14 protein-coding genes are annotated in these 16,361 nt (G+C 69.1%); 9 read left to right on the top strand and 5 right to left on the bottom strand.

The window, feature by feature from the left end:
• The first annotated feature begins 22 nt into the window (after positions 1 to 22).
• The 6 genes from AC57B5_RS15165 (at position 23) to AC57B5_RS15140 (ending at position 6,949) form a co-directional block, all read left to right on the top strand.
• Positions 23 to 775 (top strand): amino acid ABC transporter permease, encoded by a 753-nt coding sequence (locus AC57B5_RS15165; protein WP_043819928.1) that lies wholly within the window; start codon positions 23 to 25, stop codon positions 773 to 775.
• 1 nt (position 776) lies between these two features.
• A complete protein-coding gene (locus AC57B5_RS15160; RefSeq protein ID WP_012203296.1) occupies positions 777 to 1,448 on the top strand; it encodes an amino acid ABC transporter permease in 672 nt (223 codons plus the stop codon).
• 150 nt (positions 1,449 to 1,598) lie between these two features.
• Positions 1,599 to 2,336 carry an amino acid ABC transporter ATP-binding protein gene (locus AC57B5_RS15155; protein ID WP_012203297.1) on the top strand — a complete coding sequence of 246 codons (738 nt, stop codon included), beginning with the start codon at positions 1,599 to 1,601 and terminating at the stop codon, positions 2,334 to 2,336.
• Between the two features lie 189 nt (positions 2,337 to 2,525).
• Positions 2,526 to 3,137, top strand: a complete 612-nt coding sequence (locus AC57B5_RS15150; protein ID WP_496399839.1) for an RNA polymerase sigma factor — start codon at positions 2,526 to 2,528, stop codon at positions 3,135 to 3,137.
• Positions 3,134 to 4,180 carry a FecR family protein gene (locus AC57B5_RS15145; protein WP_496399838.1) on the top strand — a complete coding sequence of 349 codons (1,047 nt, stop codon included), beginning with the start codon at positions 3,134 to 3,136 and terminating at the stop codon, positions 4,178 to 4,180. The genes AC57B5_RS15150 and AC57B5_RS15145 overlap by 4 nt, the downstream gene beginning before the upstream one ends.
• A 360-nt stretch (positions 4,181 to 4,540) precedes the next feature.
• On the top strand, positions 4,541 to 6,949 hold the full coding sequence (locus AC57B5_RS15140; protein ID WP_034398155.1) for a TonB-dependent siderophore receptor: 2,409 nt from the start codon (positions 4,541 to 4,543) through the stop codon (positions 6,947 to 6,949).
• On the opposite strand, the gene AC57B5_RS15135 is transcribed toward AC57B5_RS15140, so the two are convergent.
• Positions 6,942 to 7,889 carry a MurR/RpiR family transcriptional regulator gene (locus AC57B5_RS15135; RefSeq protein ID WP_199961619.1) on the bottom strand — a complete coding sequence of 316 codons (948 nt, stop codon included), beginning with the start codon at positions 7,887 to 7,889 and terminating at the stop codon, positions 6,942 to 6,944. The genes AC57B5_RS15140 and AC57B5_RS15135 overlap by 8 nt on opposite strands.
• Positions 7,890 to 7,966: 77 nt before the next feature.
• Here AC57B5_RS15135 and AC57B5_RS15130 point away from each other — a divergent pair, with 77 nt between their 5' ends.
• The 3 genes from AC57B5_RS15130 (at position 7,967) to AC57B5_RS15120 (ending at position 11,298) form a co-directional block, all read left to right on the top strand.
• Positions 7,967 to 9,151 (top strand): M20 family metallopeptidase, encoded by a 1,185-nt coding sequence (locus AC57B5_RS15130; RefSeq protein ID WP_496399837.1) that lies wholly within the window; start codon positions 7,967 to 7,969, stop codon positions 9,149 to 9,151.
• Between the two features lie 14 nt (positions 9,152 to 9,165).
• Positions 9,166 to 10,182, top strand: a complete 1,017-nt coding sequence (locus tag AC57B5_RS15125) for a Bug family tripartite tricarboxylate transporter substrate binding protein (protein WP_013804170.1) — start codon at positions 9,166 to 9,168, stop codon at positions 10,180 to 10,182.
• Between the two features lie 87 nt (positions 10,183 to 10,269).
• Positions 10,270 to 11,298, top strand: coding sequence for a Bug family tripartite tricarboxylate transporter substrate binding protein (locus AC57B5_RS15120; RefSeq protein ID WP_496399836.1), 1,029 nt, complete (start codon positions 10,270 to 10,272; stop codon positions 11,296 to 11,298).
• A gap of 24 nt (positions 11,299 to 11,322) precedes the next feature.
• Here the strand turns inward: AC57B5_RS15120 and AC57B5_RS15115 are convergent, their stop codons facing one another.
• From AC57B5_RS15115 to AC57B5_RS15100, 4 genes are read right to left on the bottom strand one after another with little or no spacing between them, the layout of a single operon-like run.
• Positions 11,323 to 12,312: a Bug family tripartite tricarboxylate transporter substrate binding protein gene (locus tag AC57B5_RS15115; RefSeq protein ID WP_496399835.1), complete on the bottom strand. Its 990-nt coding sequence runs from the start codon at positions 12,310 to 12,312 to the stop codon at positions 11,323 to 11,325.
• Positions 12,313 to 12,363: 51 nt separating this feature from the next.
• A complete protein-coding gene (locus AC57B5_RS15110) occupies positions 12,364 to 13,617 on the bottom strand; it encodes an alkyl sulfatase dimerization domain-containing protein (RefSeq protein ID WP_197944977.1) in 1,254 nt (417 codons plus the stop codon).
• Complete coding sequence (locus AC57B5_RS15105) at positions 13,614 to 14,945, bottom strand: DUF1254 domain-containing protein (protein ID WP_197944978.1); 1,332 nt, start codon at positions 14,943 to 14,945, stop codon at positions 13,614 to 13,616. Before AC57B5_RS15105 ends, AC57B5_RS15110 begins: the two co-directional genes overlap by 4 nt.
• An 8-nt stretch (positions 14,946 to 14,953) precedes the next feature.
• Positions 14,954 to 16,339, bottom strand: a complete 1,386-nt coding sequence (locus AC57B5_RS15100) for a DUF1254 domain-containing protein (protein ID WP_496399834.1) — start codon at positions 16,337 to 16,339, stop codon at positions 14,954 to 14,956.
• Positions 16,340 to 16,361: the final 22 nt, after the last annotated feature.

Below are 16,361 nucleotides of genomic sequence, written 5' to 3'. Positions count from 1 at the left end.
TTTTGAATGAAGGGGTGCTCCTATGAGTTGGGATTGGCAGGTGTTCTGCCAGGACACCATTACCCAAGAGGTCGGTCAAAGCTGCTTCGGCAAGAACGGCGATATCACCTACCTGGACTGGATGCTGTCGGCCTGGGGCTGGACCATTTCCGTGTCGCTGCTGTCGCTGGTGATCGCACTGGTCGTCGGATCGCTGATCGGCACGCTGCGCACTTTGGAGGGCCGGCCGTGGATCGTGCGGCTGGGCAATGCCTGGGTGGAGCTGTTTCGCAATATTCCGCTGCTGGTCCACATCTTCATGTGGTACCACGTGGTTCCGTCCTTTGTTCCTGCGCTGAAGTCGCTGCCGGGCTTCGTGCTCGTGGTGCTGGCGCTGGGTTTCTTCACCTCGGCGCGTATCGCCGAGCAGGTGCGTTCGGGCATCCAGGCGCTGCCGCGCGGCCAGCGCTATGCGGGCATGGCGATGGGTTTCACCACGTTCCAGTACTACCGCTACGTGCTGCTGCCCATGGCGTTCCGCATCATCATCCCGCCGCTGACCAGCGAGACCATGAACGTGTTCAAGAACTCGTCCGTGGCCTTTGCCGTGTCCGTGGCCGAGCTGACCATGTTCGCCATGCAGGCGCAGGAAGAGACTTCGCGCGGCATCGAGATCTATCTGGCCGTCACCGGCCTGTATGTGATTTCCGCCTTTGCCATCAACCGCATCATGGCCTTCATCGAGAAGCGTTCGCGCGTCCCGGGCCTGATCGCTGCCAGCGGCGGAGGACACTGACATGAACCTGCAAATCGACTGGTCGTTCTTCACCTGGGACCTGTTCAGCAACTTCGTGCTGAAGGGCCTGTACTTCAGCCTGACGCTGACCGTCATCGCCACCATCGGCGGTGTGCTCTTCGGCACCGTGCTGGCGCTGATGCGCCTGTCCGGCAAGAAGTGGCTTGATGTGCCCGCCACGCTCTACGTCAACGGCATGCGCTCCGTGCCGCTGGTGATGGTGATCCTGTGGTTCTTCCTGCTGATGCCGCTGATCATCGGCCGGCCCATCGGCGCCGAGGTCTCGGCCATCATCACCTTCATCGCCTTCGAGGCGGCCTACTTCAGCGAGATCATGCGCGCGGGCATCCAGTCCATCCCGCGCGGCCAGGTCTCCGCGGGCCAGGCCATGGGCATGACCTACGGCCAGAACATGCGCCTCGTGGTCCTGCCCCAGGCCTTCCGCAACATGCTGCCGGTGCTGCTCACGCAGACCATCATCCTGTTCCAGGACACCTCGCTGGTCTATGCCATCGGTGCCTACGACATGCTCAAGGGCTTCGAAGTGGCGGGCAAGAACTATGGCCGTCCCATCGAATCCTATCTGGCCGCTGGCGTGACCTACTTCGTGCTGTGCTACTCGCTCTCGTGGGCAGTCAAGCGCCTGCACAAAAAGATTGCCATCATTCGATGACACACCACCCCCTGAGTCGCTTCGCGCCTTCCCCCTTGAAGGGGGACGACGGCCTTGGCTGCGGGGCGGACCTTGCTGGCCGTCCCGCCCCCATGACCGCGCCCCTTGTCGGCGCGGCGATGGACAACTGACACGAGTCGGAGTGAACCAATGATTGAACTCAAGAACGTTTCCAAGTGGTACGGCAGCTTCCAGGTGCTGACCGACTGCTCCACCAACATCCAGAAGGGTGAGGTCGTGGTGGTCTGCGGCCCTTCGGGCTCGGGCAAGTCCACGCTGATCAAGACCATCAACGCGCTGGAGCCCTTCCAGAAGGGCGAGATCTTCGTGGACGGCGTGGCCGTGCACGATCCCAAGACCAACCTGCCCCAGCTGCGCAGCCGCGTGGGCATGGTGTTCCAGCACTTCGAGCTGTTCCCGCACCTGTCGGTGACCGAGAACCTGACCATCGCCCAGATCAAGGTGCTCGGTCGCAGCCCGGACGATGCCAAGAAGCGTGGCCTCAAGATGCTGGACCGCGTGGGCCTGACGGCGCACAAGGACAAGTTCCCGGGCCAGCTGTCGGGTGGCCAGCAGCAGCGCGTGGCCATTGCTCGCGCGCTGTCCATGGACCCCATCGTGATGCTGTTCGACGAACCCACCTCCGCGCTGGACCCCGAAATGGTCGGCGAAGTGCTGGACGTGATGATCGGCCTGGCCAACGAAGGCATGACCATGATGTGCGTGACCCACGAGATGGGCTTCGCACGCAAGGTGGCCAGCCGCGTGATCTTCATGGACGTGGGCGGCAAGATCCTGGAGGACTGCTCCAAGGACGAATTCTTCGGCAACCCCGAAGCACGCCAGCCGCGCACCAAGGAATTTCTCAACAAGATCCTGCAGCACTGAACCGGTGCGGCCCTTGCGGGCACGGCAATCAAGGGGCGCTTCGGCGCCCTTTTTTTGTGGCCAAGGCGAGCTGATGATGAGAATCGTTCTCGATACAATCGCCGGCTCAGCTGTTTGCATCGTGCTCCAGATTCCGCCCCCATTACCTCGCCACCGGACAACTTCCACGTCCGCCGTGCCATGCCTGCCATGAAGCGCGACGACGCCCCGGGAGAGCCCGGTGGCCATTCCCGCAGTCTCTACACCCGCTGGCGCAAGCCGCTGCAGCGCATGCTGGCGCGGTACTTCAAGAGCCCGGCCGATATCGAGGATGCCTCCCAGGAAGTCTTCGTGCGCATGCTGTCGGCCGACAAACGCCTGCCTGTGGACGAAGAGCGGCCCTATCTGCATCAGGTCGTGCGCAGCGTGGCGGCCTTCGCGCACCGCACGGCGCCGCAGCAGGCCGGTGTGCGGCTGGTGTCCGTGGAGGATTGCCGCGACGAGGTCGAGGCCCTGCCGGCCCGCGAAGGAGCCGACCATGCGCTGGACGATGAGCGCCGCCAGCGCCTGGCCCGGCTGCGCGATGCCCTGAACGAGCTGCCCGAGCGCCAGCGCCAGGCCTTCGTGCTGCACCGCGTGCAGGAACTGACGCTGGAGCAGACGGCCGAGCGCATGGACATCACCGTGCGCATGGTCTCGCGCCACCTGAGCCGGGCACTGTCCTATTGCGAGATCCGCGTACGCTACGCCAGCGCCGAGCAAATGCGTGCCCTGCTGCGCGCAGACGAGCAGCGGCCGGGCGCCGCAGAGAACACACGATGAGCAACGAACTTCCCCCGGGCGTTTCGCCGCAGGAGCTGGTGGGGCTGCATGACAGGGCGGCCGACTGGTTCGTGCGCCGCCAGCAGCCGGACTGGACGGGCGCCGATGAGCGCGCGCTGGACGCATGGCTGGGCGCCAACCCGCTGCACCGCAGCATCTTCGAAGGCATGTCGCGCCACTGGCATGGCGCGCCACAGCTCAGGGAACTGTTTCCCGATGAGTTTGGCGCAGCGGTGCCGCCCGCCGCGCCTGCCGTCTGCGCTGCACCAGCGGCCGCGCCGCCGCGCCAGCGCGTTCTTGCCCGCTGGCCCGGCCGCCCTGCAGCAGCCCTGTCCGTGCTGGCGGTGGTCTCACTGCTGGCCTGGGGTGGCTGGTACCGCTGGGACCACACGCCGGGCTACACGCTGCAGGCCCGCACGGCGCCCGGGCAGACGCAGAGCATCGAGCTGCCCGATGGCTCGCGCGTGGCCCTCAACGTGGACAGCGAACTTCAGGTGCGCTACTACCCGCGCCGCCGCGAGGTGGTGCTGGATCGGGGCGAGGCCTTCTTCGAGGTCACGCCCGGCCCGGACAGGCCCTTCACCGTGGACTCCGGCGCCAGCCGCGTCCGGGTGGTGGGCACCGCGTTCAATGTGCGCGCCGGGCCGCCCCGGCTGGTGGTGAAGGTGCTGGAGGGCAAGGTGCAGCTGCGGCCCGAGCGGGAGCGGGCCGGGGGCGATGTCCTGCTGCTGGCGGCAGGCGCGGGCGTGGCTGTGGACAGCGCCGGCCGGCACAGCACCGTGGTGGCCGATGCGGACAGCGTGGGCGACTGGCGCACGGGCCAGGTGCGCTTCAGCGGCACGCCGCTGGCGGAGGTGGCGCAGGAGCTGTCGCGCTATCTGGGTGCACCCGTGGAGCTGGGCGACGAGTCGCTGGGCCGCCTGCGTGTCTCGGGCCTGCTGGCCACGGCCGCGCCCGAGCGCTTTGTGCGCGCGCTGCCGGCCTTGATTGCGGTACGCGTGCAGCCGCGCAGCGGCGGAGGGTGGCTGATCGTGCGGGGATGAATCGAAGGTTGAGAAACAATTTGTTTCAAACTGACGACCAACCCTAGGTTCCAGCTTTGCACCTGTCTTGGCTTCTATAGGGGCAGGGGCGTGGATTTTCCAGGCCCGCACGGCTGCCAGCCAAGGACCACCGAGGGCGCTCGTCCCTCACGCCCCAGCCAACGGCCGCAACACCTGACGCGCATGCGCGGGTGGGCTGGCATGGCTTGTCCGGCGCGGTTCCTGATCGCCCGCGACGGCTGCCTGCGGCCTGCCCGTCGCGTGCCCGTGCAACGGCACAGCAACGGAGTGGCAATGAGAGCGCAAGAAGCAGCAGGCAGGGAATTCGCAGGCAGGGGCACGCATGCCCGATACAGGAACATAAAGGAGCAGGGCGCCGGCCCGCAGGCCAGGCCGCGCCTGCTGGCGTGGCTGGTGGCCGGTGCCGTGGCCGGCATGGGGGCCGCGCCGTCCGCCCGTGCGCAACAGCTTCAGCAGCCGGCCGCCTCTTCACCGATGCCGTCATCCGGACAGCGCCTGGCCTTTGACCAGCCGGCCCAGCCGCTGATCAACGCGCTGCGCGCCTTTGGCCGCCAGACCCAGTTCCAGGTGCTGTACGACGAAGCCGTGCTGGGCGGCCGCCAGGCGCCGGCCCTCCAAGGCAGCTTCACGCCGCAGGAGGCCATGGACCGACTGTTGGCTGGCACCGGTGTGACCGCGCACAGCACCGAGCAGGGCACGTTCACGCTGCGCAAGGCGCCTGCGCCGCAGCCTCAGCCGTCGGCGGGCACCACGCTGTCCACGGTCAACGTGACATCGCAGCGCATGGCCGCGCCGGGCAGCTACGTGGGCAGCGGCAGGAGCGCCAGCACCAAGCTGGACACGCCGCTGATCGAGACGCCGCGCTCCATCTCCATCGTCACCCAGGAACAGCTGCAGAACCAGGCGCCCAAGAGCATCGAGCAGGCCCTGTCGTACACGGCCGGCGTGTCCACCGAAGTCACGGGCGCGGACCTGCGCATGACGGGCGCCATCATCCGGGGTTTCAGCGATGGCAGCTCCTACTACAAGGACGGCCTGCGGCAGTTCTCCGCCGGCACCTATGGTTCGTGGAACGACGAGATCGACGAGCTGGACAGCATCGAGGTCATCAAGGGCCCGGCCTCCGTGCTCTTTGGCCAAGGGCGGCCGGGCGGCGTGATCAACGTGGTCTCCAAGAAACCCGAGGCCGACCATGTGAACAGCGTGGGCCTGTCCTATGGCCGCTACCAGCGCGCCCAGGCCACGGCCGATCTGGGCGGCGCGCTGGATGCTTCGGGCGACCTGCTGTACCGGCTCAACCTCAAGGCGCGTGACAGCGACGGACGCACCGTGGGCTCGCGCGATGACCGCATCTCCATTGCGCCCTCGCTGCGCTGGAACCTCTCCGGCCGCACCCACCTAACCGTGCTGGGCAGCTACTCGCGCGAGCGCGGCACGCCCAAGTCCTGGTGGCCCAGCCTGTTCACCTACCCGCAGATCAAGGACCTGCCCGCGCACCTGACGGCCGGCGACCCGTCCTTCGACCGCTTCGACCGCGACACGCGATCGCTGGGCTACGAGTTCTCGCACCAGACCGACAGCGGCTGGCAGCTCACGCAGAACCTGCGCTACTCCACCATCGACATCGACTACCGCCACATCTACGCCATGGACGTGCTGGCCGACGGCCGAAGCGTCTCGCGCGCCAGCCTGGCCCAGCGCACCAAGGGCCGAACGCTGGCGCTGGACACCCGCCTGCAGAAGGACCTGCGCTGGGGCGGGCTGCAGCACCGGATGGCCTTCGGCATGGACCATGTGAAGTACAGGGAGCGCGGCGGCCTGGGCTTTGGCTGGGATGTGCCCGACCTGGACATGCTCGACCCCGCCTATGGCCAGTCCATCGCCTATCCAGAGCTGGAGGACAGCCGCACGGACCTGCGCCAGACCGGCATCTACACGCTCAACCAGTTCAAGTGGGACCGCTGGGTGGCCAATCTCAGCCTGCGCCATGACCAGGCGCGCACCACGCAGAACAGCAGCACCCAGCCGCGCATGAGCGACAGCGCCACCACCGGCAGCGCGGGCCTGCTCTACCTGTTCGACAGCGGCTGGGCGCCCTATGCGAGCTACGCGACCTCCTTCGATCCGGTCACGGGCCTGCAGTACGACGGCAATCCGTTCGAGCCCCGGCGCGGCAAGCAGTACGAGGCGGGCGTGAAGTACCAGCCTCCGGGAAGCACCTCGCTGATCACGGCCTCGGTCTTCGACCTGCGCCAGACCAACGTCACCACGCTGGACCCCGACCACCCGCGCTTCAGCATCCAGACGGGCGAGGTGCGCTCCACGGGGCTGGAGCTGGAAGGCCGCTTCGCGCTCACGCGCGAGCTGAACGCGCTGGCCAGCTACACCTACCTGGACCCGCGCACCACGCAGAGCAACCGGCCCGCCGAAATCGGCCGCCAGACCATACAGACCACACGCCACATGGCCAGCCTGTGGCTGGACTACCGACCGCGCGCGGTGCCGGGCCTGATGGTGGCCGGCGGCCTGCGCTACAAGGGTCGCTCTCCCTACAACGTGGCAGCGGACGGCACGCTGAACATCAACGACTCCGCCACGCTGGCCGACCTGGCGCTGGCCTACGAGACGCCGCAGTACCGCATCGCGCTGAACATCAACAACCTGTTCAACCGCAAGTACTTCGCAGGCATCTTCCGCGGCGTGGATCGCGAGGCCACGCTGAGCTTCAAGTACTACTGGTCTATGTAGAAGACCTGCGCGCGGGTGGCTTGCGCGCGGCGCGAGCCGGCCCGCGCGGCTCAGCCGTCCTGATCAACTGGTGGTTGAACTCCTTCCACAGCGCGTCGCGCCGGGCCAGTGCCTCGGACACATCCTTGTGGCGCAGCTGGGCCACGGCCGAGACCAGGGCGTTGCACAGGTAGAAGGCCGCCGTGTAGGAGTGAAAGGGCGAGGCATTGGCCGTGCGCACCTGCAGCCAGTGGTGGGCCACGGTGGCCAGCGGCGCGGCGGGGCTGTCGGTGATGGCCAGCACCTGGGCGCCGGCGTCGGCAAAGCGCTGCGCTATCTCGAAGGTGCCGCGCGAATACTGGCTGACGCTGAAGGCCAGCAGCGTGTCCGAGGGGCCTATCCACAGCAGCTGGTCGGCCGGCGCGATGGCTCCGGCATCCAGCTCCTGCACGCCGGGGCGGCACATGTTCAGGTGCAGGGCCAGCCAGGCGGATACCGGTGAGCTGTTGAGCTGGGCCAGCACGAACACGCGGCCCTCGCCCTGGGCCAGCTTGCGGGCCATGGCCTCGAAGGCCGCCATGTCCAGCCCCTCGCGCGTGGCCTGGATGTTGTGCTGGTCGTGCAGCAGCGCATCGTCCACGCACTCGCTCAGGCTGCGCTGCGCGCCCAGCAGCACGGGCGCGCGCTGGGCGGCCGTCTGCAGCAGCGCCGTCACCTCGCCGCGCGCCTCGCGCTGGGCCTCGGCATAGCTGGCATAGCCGAGCTTGGCGAACAGGCGCACCACGGTCGAGGCGCTGGTGCCCGTGTGCGCGGCCAGCGCCGTGGCCGACTCCAGCAGCGCATGCGGGTAGTTGCTGCCCAGGGTCTGGGCCAGCGTCAGCTCGCTGGCCGTCAGCTCCGCGCCCTGCTGCGCCAGGCGCTGCGGCAGCAGCAGTGCGGCTTTTTGCAATGGTGATTTCATATTTTTCTTGTATATGCAACGTGTGTTGCAAAATAGGGGGTCGCGTGCAACACTGCATGCACTCTGGAGATTCCACCATGCACGATACCCTCGAACAAAGCCGCGTGCAGCAGCGCGCGAGACTGCTGGACTGGCTGGGCGGCCAGCAGCAGGCCATGCAAGACCTGTTGCACAGGATTGTCGATATCGACAGCGGCAGCCGCGATGAAGCCGGCATCCTGGCCGTGGCCCAGGCGCTGCGCGAGCGGCTGGAGGCGGCCGGCGTGGCCGTGCGTTTCGAGGACGTGCCCGGCTACGGCGTGCTGCTGCATGCCGATGTCGCCGGTCCCGACGGGGACGGCCCGGCCGAAGGCGCACCCATCTATCTGATGGGCCATATGGACACCGTCTTCCCGGCGGGCACCGTGGCGCGCCGCCCCTTCCGCGTGGAAGAGGGCAGGGCCTACGGTCCCGGCGTGGCCGACATGAAGTCGGGCCTGGTGCTCAACGTCTTCGTGGCCGAGGCCTTTGCGCGCTGTGGCGGCCTGGGCGCGCCGCTCAAGCTGTTCTTCTCGTGCGACGAGGAAATCGGCTCGCCCGCCACGCGCCAGACCATCATGGACACGGTGCGCGGCGCGCGCGCCGTCTTCAATGCCGAGCCCGGCCGCGTCAGCGGCAACCTGGTGACCAGCCGCAAGGGATCGATGGCCGTGGAGTTCGAGGTGCAGGGCGTGGCCGCCCATGCGGGCATCAACCACGCGGCCGGCGCCAGCGCGCTGGAGGCCATGGCGCGCAAGCTGCTGGCCCTGCATGCGCTGACCGATCCCGCCACGGGCACGACCACCAATGTGGGCGTGCTGCATGGCGGCATCGTGCCGAACATGGTGGCGCCCCACGCCAAGGCCGAGCTCGATGTGCGCTACACGGCCCAGACCGATCCCGATGCGCTGATGGAGCGCATCCGCGCCATCGTGGAGGAAGAATCCGTGCCCCGCACCCAGGGCCGCGTCACCGCCGTGCGCCGCACCCTGCCCATGGCGCCCACGCCCGATGCGCTGCTGCAGCTGTACCGGCGCGGCGCGCAGTCGCTGGGCTTTGATGTGCAGGGCGAGTTCACGGGCGGTGCGGCCGACAGCGGCCTGACCGCGTCGGTGGGCGTGCCCACGCTGTGTGCCACCGGCCCCGTGGGCGGCCATCCCCATACCGAGCGCGAGTACTGCGAGCTGGCCACCTTCGTGCCGCGCGCGCAGGCCGTGGCCCTCGCCGTCTTTGATCACCCCTGATTGCGCTGATACCCATGAAAAACCTGTCCGTGAACCCCTCCCTGAACACCCGCCGCAAGCTGCTGGGCGCAGGCCTTGGCCTGGCGGGCCTGTCCGCGCTGGCGCCGCTGGCCGCACGCGCCGATGACAAGTACCCCTCGCGCCCGATCACGCTGGTCGTGCCGTTTCCGCCCGGCGGTTCGGTGGACATCATGGGCCGCCAGTACGCAGAGCCCCTGTCGCGCATCCTGGGCGTGCCCATCGTGGTGGAGAACCGGCCCGGCGCGGGCGGCTCGGTGGCCACGCAGTACGTGTCGCGCGCCAAGCCGGACGGCTACACCCTGGTCGTGTCCTCGCAGAGCAGCCACCTGGCCAATCCTCTGACCCAGCCCAAGGTGGGCTACGACCCCATCAAGGACTTCGAGAACATTGCCATCCTGGGCCGCCAGCCCAATGCGCTGATGGTGCATTCCAGCCTGCCCGTGAAGAACTTCCAGGAGTTCATCGAGTACGTGAAAAAGCGCCCCGGCCAGGTCAACTACGGCAGCGCCGGCATCGGCAGCATGGGCCAGCTCAATGTGGAAATGCTCAAGGCCGCCACGGGCATCTTTGCCACGCACATCCCCTACCGTGGCGGCTCGCCGCTGGTCACGGCCGCCATCGGCAACGAGGTGCAGTTCATCCTCGACAACCTGGTCTTCATGCTGCCCCACGTGCAGTCGGGCAAGGTGCGCGCCCTGGTCGTGGCCTCGGAGCAGCGCCTGCCCATGCTGCCCGACGTGCCCACCATGGCCGAGGTCGGCTATCCCCAGCTCAACATGAGTTCCTGGACCGGCATTGCGGCGCCTGCGGGCACGCCCGACGCCATCGTCCAGACGCTGTACAAGGCCATCCGCCAGGCGGCCACGGCGCCGGCCATGGTGGCCAGCCTCAAGGAGCGCGGCGTGGTCGCGCCCGAGGAGATGAGCCCCGCCGCCTTCGAGAAGATGATGGCCGAGCGCCTGAAGCTCTTCGGCGAGGTGGTGCGCAAGGCCCATATCGTGGCCGAGTAAGCAGGGCACGCCCAGGGCGCCCCCAGGGCGCCCCCAGGGCGCCCCGGATGGCCGGGCGCAGCCGACGTATTTCCATAAGGAGGAGACATGAGCATGACCCCTATCGCCCGCCAGGCTGCCAGCCACCCTTCCCGCCGCCGCGTGCTCGGCGCGGGGCTGGGCCTGGGTGTGCTGGCGCCGCTTGCGGCGCTGGCCGCCGAAGGCAAGGCCGCCGGCTACCCCACGCGCCAGATCAGCTTCATCGTGCCGTTTCCGGCCGGTGGCTCGGTGGACGCCATGGCGCGCCAGTACGCCGAGCCCATGGCACGCATCCTGGGCGTGCCCATCGTCGTGGAGAACCGGCCCGGCGCGGGCGGCTCGGTGGCTGCGCTGGCCGTGGCGCGCGCCAGGCCGGACGGCTACACCCTGGTCGTGTCCTCGCAGAGCAGCCACCTGGCCAATCCGCTGACCCAGTCCAAGGTGGGCTACGACCCCATCAAGGATTTCGAGAACATCGCCATCCTGGGCCGCCTGCCCAATGTGCTGGTCGTGCCCGCGAGCCTGCCCATCCGCAGCTTTGCGGAGTTCATCGCCTATGCCAAAAAGCACCCTGGCCAGCTCAACTACGGCAGCGGCGGCACGGGCAGCATGGGCCAGCTCAACATGGAGATGTTCAAGGCCGATGCGGGCCTGGACATCACCCATGTTCCCTACCGGGGCGGCACGCTGCTGGTCACCTCGGTGCTGGCGGGCGAGGTGCAGGTGTTCTTCGACAACCTCATCTCCATGCTGCCCCATATCCAGGCGGGCAAGGTGCGCGCCCTGGCCGTGGCCTCCGAGCAGCGCGTGGCGCAAATTCCCGATGTGCCCACGCTGGCCGAGGTCGGCTACCCGCAGCTGAACATGAGCTCCTGGACCGGCCTGGCCGCGCCGGCCGGCACGCCCGCGCCCGTGGTGCAGGCCCTCTTCAAGGCCGTGCGCCAGGCCGCCACTGCGCCGGCCATGGTGTCCAGCCTGCAGGACCGGGGCGTGACCCCGCCCGAGGAAATGAGCCCCGCGGCTTTCGAGGCCATGATGTCCGAGCGCCTGAAGCGCTTTGGCGAGGTGGTGCGCAGGACGGGCATCGTCGCCGAGTGAGTCTGGCCCGCCAAGGGCCTGCCCTCAGTCCAGCTGCACACCCACCTCGCGCACCAGCCGGCCCCAGTCCGCCAGGTCCTGGCGCAACGTGTCGGCGAATTGCGCAGGCGTGGTCCGGGGCAGATCGGTCAGGTTGAGCTCACCCAGCTTTTTGGCCGTGGCCGGGTCCTGCAGCAACTGGTTGATGGCGGCGTTGAGCTTGTCCACGATGGGCTGCGGCGTTTTGGCGGGCGCGAAGACGCCGTACCAGGAATAGTTGTGGAACGGGTAGCCCGCCTCGGTCAGGCTGGGCAGGTCCGGCTGGCTGGGAATGCGCTTGTCGCCGCTGTGGGCGATGGCGCGCACGCGGCCCGCACGCACCAGCTCCACGGTGGAAGAGGTGTCTGCAAACGCCGCCTGCACCTGCCCGCCCAGCAGGCCCTGCACGCAGGGGCTGCTGCCCTTGTAGGGCACATGCTGCATCTGCAGGCCGGCCTGCTTGAGCAGGAATTCCATGGTCAGGTGCCCGCCCGAGCCCTGGCCCCAGGAGCAGTAGCTGAGCTGGCCGGGCCGGGCGCGCACATGCTCCACGAACTCCTTGAGCGTGTGCACGGGCAGATCGCGCGAGACCAGCAGCAGATTGCCGGCGCGGCCGATCTGCGCAATGGGCGTGAAGTCCTTCACCGGGTCATAGGGCACCTTGCGGTAGAGGCTGGGATTCACGGCCATGGACGCCGTGTAGGTGAACAGCAGCCGGTAGCCGTCCGGCGCACTGCGCGCGGCCTGCTCCACGCCGACCAGGCCGTTGGCGCCGGGCCGGTTGTCCACCACGAAGGGCTGCCTGAGCAGCCGGGTCAGGCCTTCGGCAAACACCCGCGCGATGGTGTCCGTGCCGCCGGCGGCGGCCGTGGGCACGATCAGCGTGACGGGGCGGGCGGGGTAGTTGCCGGCATCCTGTGCCGGCTGGGCGTGGCCTGTGCAGGCCATGGCCAGCAGCAGTGCCAGGGCCATGCCGTGCTTCTTCATCGTCTTCATGCACTTGTCTCCTTGTGTCGCCTTGAGTCGCCTTGCCTGTGCGCGGCCCCGTCAGCGCAGTCCCAGGCGCGCCTGCGTGCCCTGCTCGATCATGTCGGCCCCCACGCGGTAGAGGTTGCGCGAGACATAGCTGTCCACCTCGCGCGCACGCTCGCGCAGCCAGGCGGCCTTGAGGCTGCGGGCCTGGCCGATCTCGGGCGCGTCGCCGGTCGCCGTGGCCAGCACGTCGATCACATGCAGGGCCAGCTGCCACTGGCCCGCGTCGGCCAGCGCCTGGGCGCTGGCCACCAGGCCGGGCTTGTCGGTGATGGCCTGGGCAATGGCGGCGCCCGCAGCCTCGGGCGGGGCCGGGTGCAGCGTGGTCGGGTTGCGGTCCCACCAGCCGTTTTCCGAGCGGTAGATGTCGCGCACGATGTAGCTGGGGTCGCCATAGGTGGGCTTCATCCACTCCACGCCGAACAGTTCCTGCGGATAGTCCATGGCCGCGAGCACCTGCTGCTCGTTCAGGCCCTCGTTCATCAGGCGCACGACTTCGGCGCGCAGCCAGCGCAGCGCCTGTGCGGTGTGCAGCAGCACCTGCTGCACGGCCTGCTCGCCCTCGATCACGGGACCGAACTCGCGCACGGCCTTGAGCGGGCGCAGCGCGGCCATGGCCTGCAGCGTGTCGGCCCAGCGCACGGTGTCGCGCAGCGTGCGAAAGGGCGTGCCGATGTTGGGTATGGAGTCCAGCAGCGCCGCGCCGCCGTACAGCACGCGCTGGCCGGGGCTCCACAGCGCGATGGCATCGTCGGTCTCGGACGGCGCCCAGAACAGCTCGATGCGGCCGTCCCCGCTGCCTATCTCCAGCCGCGTGTCGAAGGTTTCGGTGGGCTCGTGCATGTCCAGCCGGTGCTCGAAAAAGCCCGCGCTGCGGTTGAACTGGATCTCGGCCATGCGGTGCTGCAGCGCCCGGGTCTCGCGGTAGCGTGCCTGGCGGCGCGGCAGGTTGCGGTGCGCGATGAGGCGCGGCACAGGCTCTCCGCGCGCGGCCGCATGCTCCAGCCATGCGGGCACGCCCGCGTTGTAGCCGATGTGGCCGTGGCTGTAGCACAGCGCATGCACGGGCGCGTCGCTGAGCTGGCGCAGGCTGGCGATCATGTCCTGGCTGACCTTGCCGCCGGGCCCGGCGTCGATCACCACCAGGCCTGCGTCGGTCTCGGCCACGAAGGACTGGCCCTGGCCGCGCAGTATGTGCAGGCCCGGCGCCACGGTTTCGCTGCCGGTGCCCACCAGCAAAAAGGGCTTGTCGTCGTCTCTGGCGTTCATGGGGTCTCCTGTTCTGGTTCGATGGGGGGCAGGGCGTAGCGGCCGTCCAGCAGTTCGGGCCGGGGCATGTAGGCGCGCAGGCACAGGTAGAAGCCTTCGCGCGGCGCGGGCAGCCAGTTGGCGCGGTGGTCTTCGCTGGCCGGCGGCGCGTGGCTGATGTGGATAGTCAACCCGCCATCGCCATCGCCATCAGCGTCGGGGCGCAGGCCCGGCGTGCGGTCGCCGATGGCATGGCGGTCGATGGGGTTGTCCACCAGCATGCAGTCGTGGGCGCCGTAGAGGGTCAGGGACCAGAAGGCCTGCACGGGCGGCAGCGCGCCTGGGGCAAAGCGCAGCCGGTAGCGGCGGCTGCCGTGCAGGGGCAGGCCCTGGGCGTCATGCCAGGCCAGCGGGTAGATGGCCTCGCGGCTTTCCAGCATGCCGATGTACTTGAGCGCAATTTCGGCGCGGGCCTGGAAGTCGTCTCCAAAACTGCCTTCGACCAGGGCGGGGAGTTCCCAGCCCGAGTCCAGGCGCCGGCCCGTGCTGGCCGCGCGCAGCCGGGGCAGCACGCTGTCCAGGGCGCGCTGCAGTGCGGCTTGCTGTTGCGCATCGGGTGCGCCCAGCCCGGCGCCCAGGCCGACGGCAGCAAAGCGCGCGACCCGTGCGGCATGCCCTGCCGGCGGCGGGTTGTCGCGCAAGGCGGCATTCACCTGGGCTGCATAGTGCTCGGCATTTGGCGGGGCCTGGGGATCGCAGTCCGGGTCGAAGGCACGGGCCTGCGAGGGCGTGCCCGCCTGCCAGTCGGCCAGCGGGCGCACCGCAAAGCCGTCCTGCAGCGCGTGGACGGCGGGCAGGTCGTGCTCGCCATCGACCAGGATGCGGCCTATCACCCACAGCCAGGGCGTGGGCGCGGCAATGTGTGCGCCGGGAGCATCGAACGGTGGCGGCAGCGCCCCCTGCCAGCCGGGCGGCGTGATCAGGAAGGAGCGCGCCGCCGTGCCCGTCAGGCGCTGGCCCAGGTGGGCGAAGGGGTTGGTGAAGAAGTCCAGCAGGCCCAGGACGTAGTAGCGGCCCGCCGTGTCGGGCACGTCAATCACCAGCGGCCCGGCGCCCAGGTCCAGCCAGGCGTTGGTGTAGAGCGTGTCGTTGTTGGGCGTGACCACGCGGCTGGTGCCGGCGCGCAGCAGCTGGCGTGCATGCACGAACTGGTTGCACCAGCGCAGCGGTGCGGGCGCGGCCTCGCCCGCCGCATTGCGCCGGGGCGAGGTGGCCGCGCGCATGCGGCGCATCTCGTACAGCGGGCAGGTGTGGATGACGGCCTCCTCGGCCAGGGTGCTCAGGTCCATGGCGTGTCTCATGCGGCCACGGGCTGCAGGGGTGGAACAGGCCATTGGTGCGCGCCTGCCTGCGGGTGGTACATGCGCAGGATGAGGTAGAAGCGCCCGTGCGGCGTGGGCAGCCAGTTGGCGGCGCCCTGTGCCGGCCGGGCATGGCCCAGGTCGATCTGCAGGCTGCCGTCGGCCTCGCGCAGCAAGCCCGGCGTGCGGTCGCCGATGGAGTGGCGGCCGATCTCGTTGCCGTAGAGAAAGCGGTCGGCGTCATACAGGGTGACGGACCAGAAGGCATCGGCCGGCGGCATGTCGGCGGCATTGAAGCGCAGCACATAGCGCTGGCTGCCGTCCAGCGGCTGCAGGCCTGCGTCGTGGTGGGCGGCGGCGTAGATGGCCTCGCTGGTGGCCAGCGCGCCCAGGCCCAGGTAGGCGGTGCGTGCGCGTCCCAGGTACTCGCTGCCGTAGCGGCCGGTGGACGGCGTCATGGTCCAGGGCCGGGGGCGGCGGTTGCGCCCCATGGCGGCCACGGTGCGCACGCCGTCGGCAAAGCCCTCGGTCAGGCCTTCGCGCACGGGCTCCTCCAGCTGCTCCCACGCCATGCGGGCGCTGGCCGCCAGGCCGGCCTGGCCGAACCAGGCCAGCAGCCCCTGGTCCTCCTTGCGGCCAGGCGCCTCGGCCAGCGCATGGCAGAGGTTGGCAAAAAAGCGCGGTGCAACCTCGGCCGCAGGCTCCTGGTTCTCGAAGGCGGCCGCCATGGCGTCCACGGGCGGGCCGACCCAGTTCGCGACGGCGGCCGGGCGGCCTCCTTTCGGCGTGCCCGGCGCGGGCTCCAGCCGGATGCCGGCCTGCAGTGCGCGGGCTGCAGGCCAGTCGGGCGCATCGCCCACCACGGTGCGGCCGATCAGCCAGACCAGGTTGCTGGGGCAGTGCACCAGACGGTGGCCGGCCAGGTGTTCCGGCACCTGGCCGCCCGGCCCGACCAGGACCACGGTCTCGCCTTCGGGCGCGCAGTTGCGCGGGCCCAGGTTCTCGAAATTCTCGGTATAGGCGTCGTACAGGGCCAGCACGAAATAGCGGCCCGGATGCGCGGCGCTGGAGGGCACGGTCAGCAGGCGCGGGCCGTCGGCCAGGTGGATCCAGGCCAGCGAGTACAGCAGGTCGTTGGCGGGCGTGACCACGTCGCGGTCCTCATGGGTGGAGGGGCGCTGGCTGTGGTGCAGCGTGTCGAAGTCGCCGCGCATGTCCAGGCCCAAACCGGTGGCACGTGCGGCGCCGGCATCGGTCTGCAGGCGGCAGGTGCGGTAGGTCTCTATCAGCGGATAGCCGTAGACAAAGGCGGCCAGGCCGATGGAGCGCGCCAGGGCGCGGCGGACTTCGGGCAGGGAGGGAGGGGTCGGGTTCATGTCCATTGTTTTCTTCAGGGCAGGAGGG

The organism is Delftia sp. BGA-UO-ETr-SB1 (assembly GCF_059567865.1).
Note: the sequence above shows the minus strand (reverse complement) of the source record. Positions and strands in the feature narration are given on the sequence as shown.

Coding starts and splice junctions, on each gene's coding strand:
- AC57B5_RS15165 (WP_043819928.1), top strand. CDS start 23: ATGAGTTGGGATTGGCAGGTGTTCTGCCAGGACACCATTACCCAAGAG.
- AC57B5_RS15160 (WP_012203296.1), top strand. CDS start 777: ATGAACCTGCAAATCGACTGGTCGTTCTTCACCTGGGACCTGTTCAGC.
- AC57B5_RS15155 (WP_012203297.1), top strand. CDS start 1,599: ATGATTGAACTCAAGAACGTTTCCAAGTGGTACGGCAGCTTCCAGGTG.
- AC57B5_RS15150 (WP_496399839.1), top strand. CDS start 2,526: ATGAAGCGCGACGACGCCCCGGGAGAGCCCGGTGGCCATTCCCGCAGT.
- AC57B5_RS15145 (WP_496399838.1), top strand. CDS start 3,134: ATGAGCAACGAACTTCCCCCGGGCGTTTCGCCGCAGGAGCTGGTGGGG.
- AC57B5_RS15135 (WP_199961619.1), bottom strand. CDS start 7,889: ATGAAATCACCATTGCAAAAAGCCGCACTGCTGCTGCCGCAGCGCCTG.
- AC57B5_RS15130 (WP_496399837.1), top strand. CDS start 7,967: ATGCACGATACCCTCGAACAAAGCCGCGTGCAGCAGCGCGCGAGACTG.
- AC57B5_RS15125 (WP_013804170.1), top strand. CDS start 9,166: ATGAAAAACCTGTCCGTGAACCCCTCCCTGAACACCCGCCGCAAGCTG.
- AC57B5_RS15120 (WP_496399836.1), top strand. CDS start 10,270: ATGAGCATGACCCCTATCGCCCGCCAGGCTGCCAGCCACCCTTCCCGC.
- AC57B5_RS15115 (WP_496399835.1), bottom strand. CDS start 12,312: ATGAAGACGATGAAGAAGCACGGCATGGCCCTGGCACTGCTGCTGGCC.
- AC57B5_RS15110 (WP_197944977.1), bottom strand. CDS start 13,617: ATGAACGCCAGAGACGACGACAAGCCCTTTTTGCTGGTGGGCACCGGC.
- AC57B5_RS15105 (WP_197944978.1), bottom strand. CDS start 14,945: ATGGACCTGAGCACCCTGGCCGAGGAGGCCGTCATCCACACCTGCCCG.
- AC57B5_RS15100 (WP_496399834.1), bottom strand. CDS start 16,339: ATGGACATGAACCCGACCCCTCCCTCCCTGCCCGAAGTCCGCCGCGCC.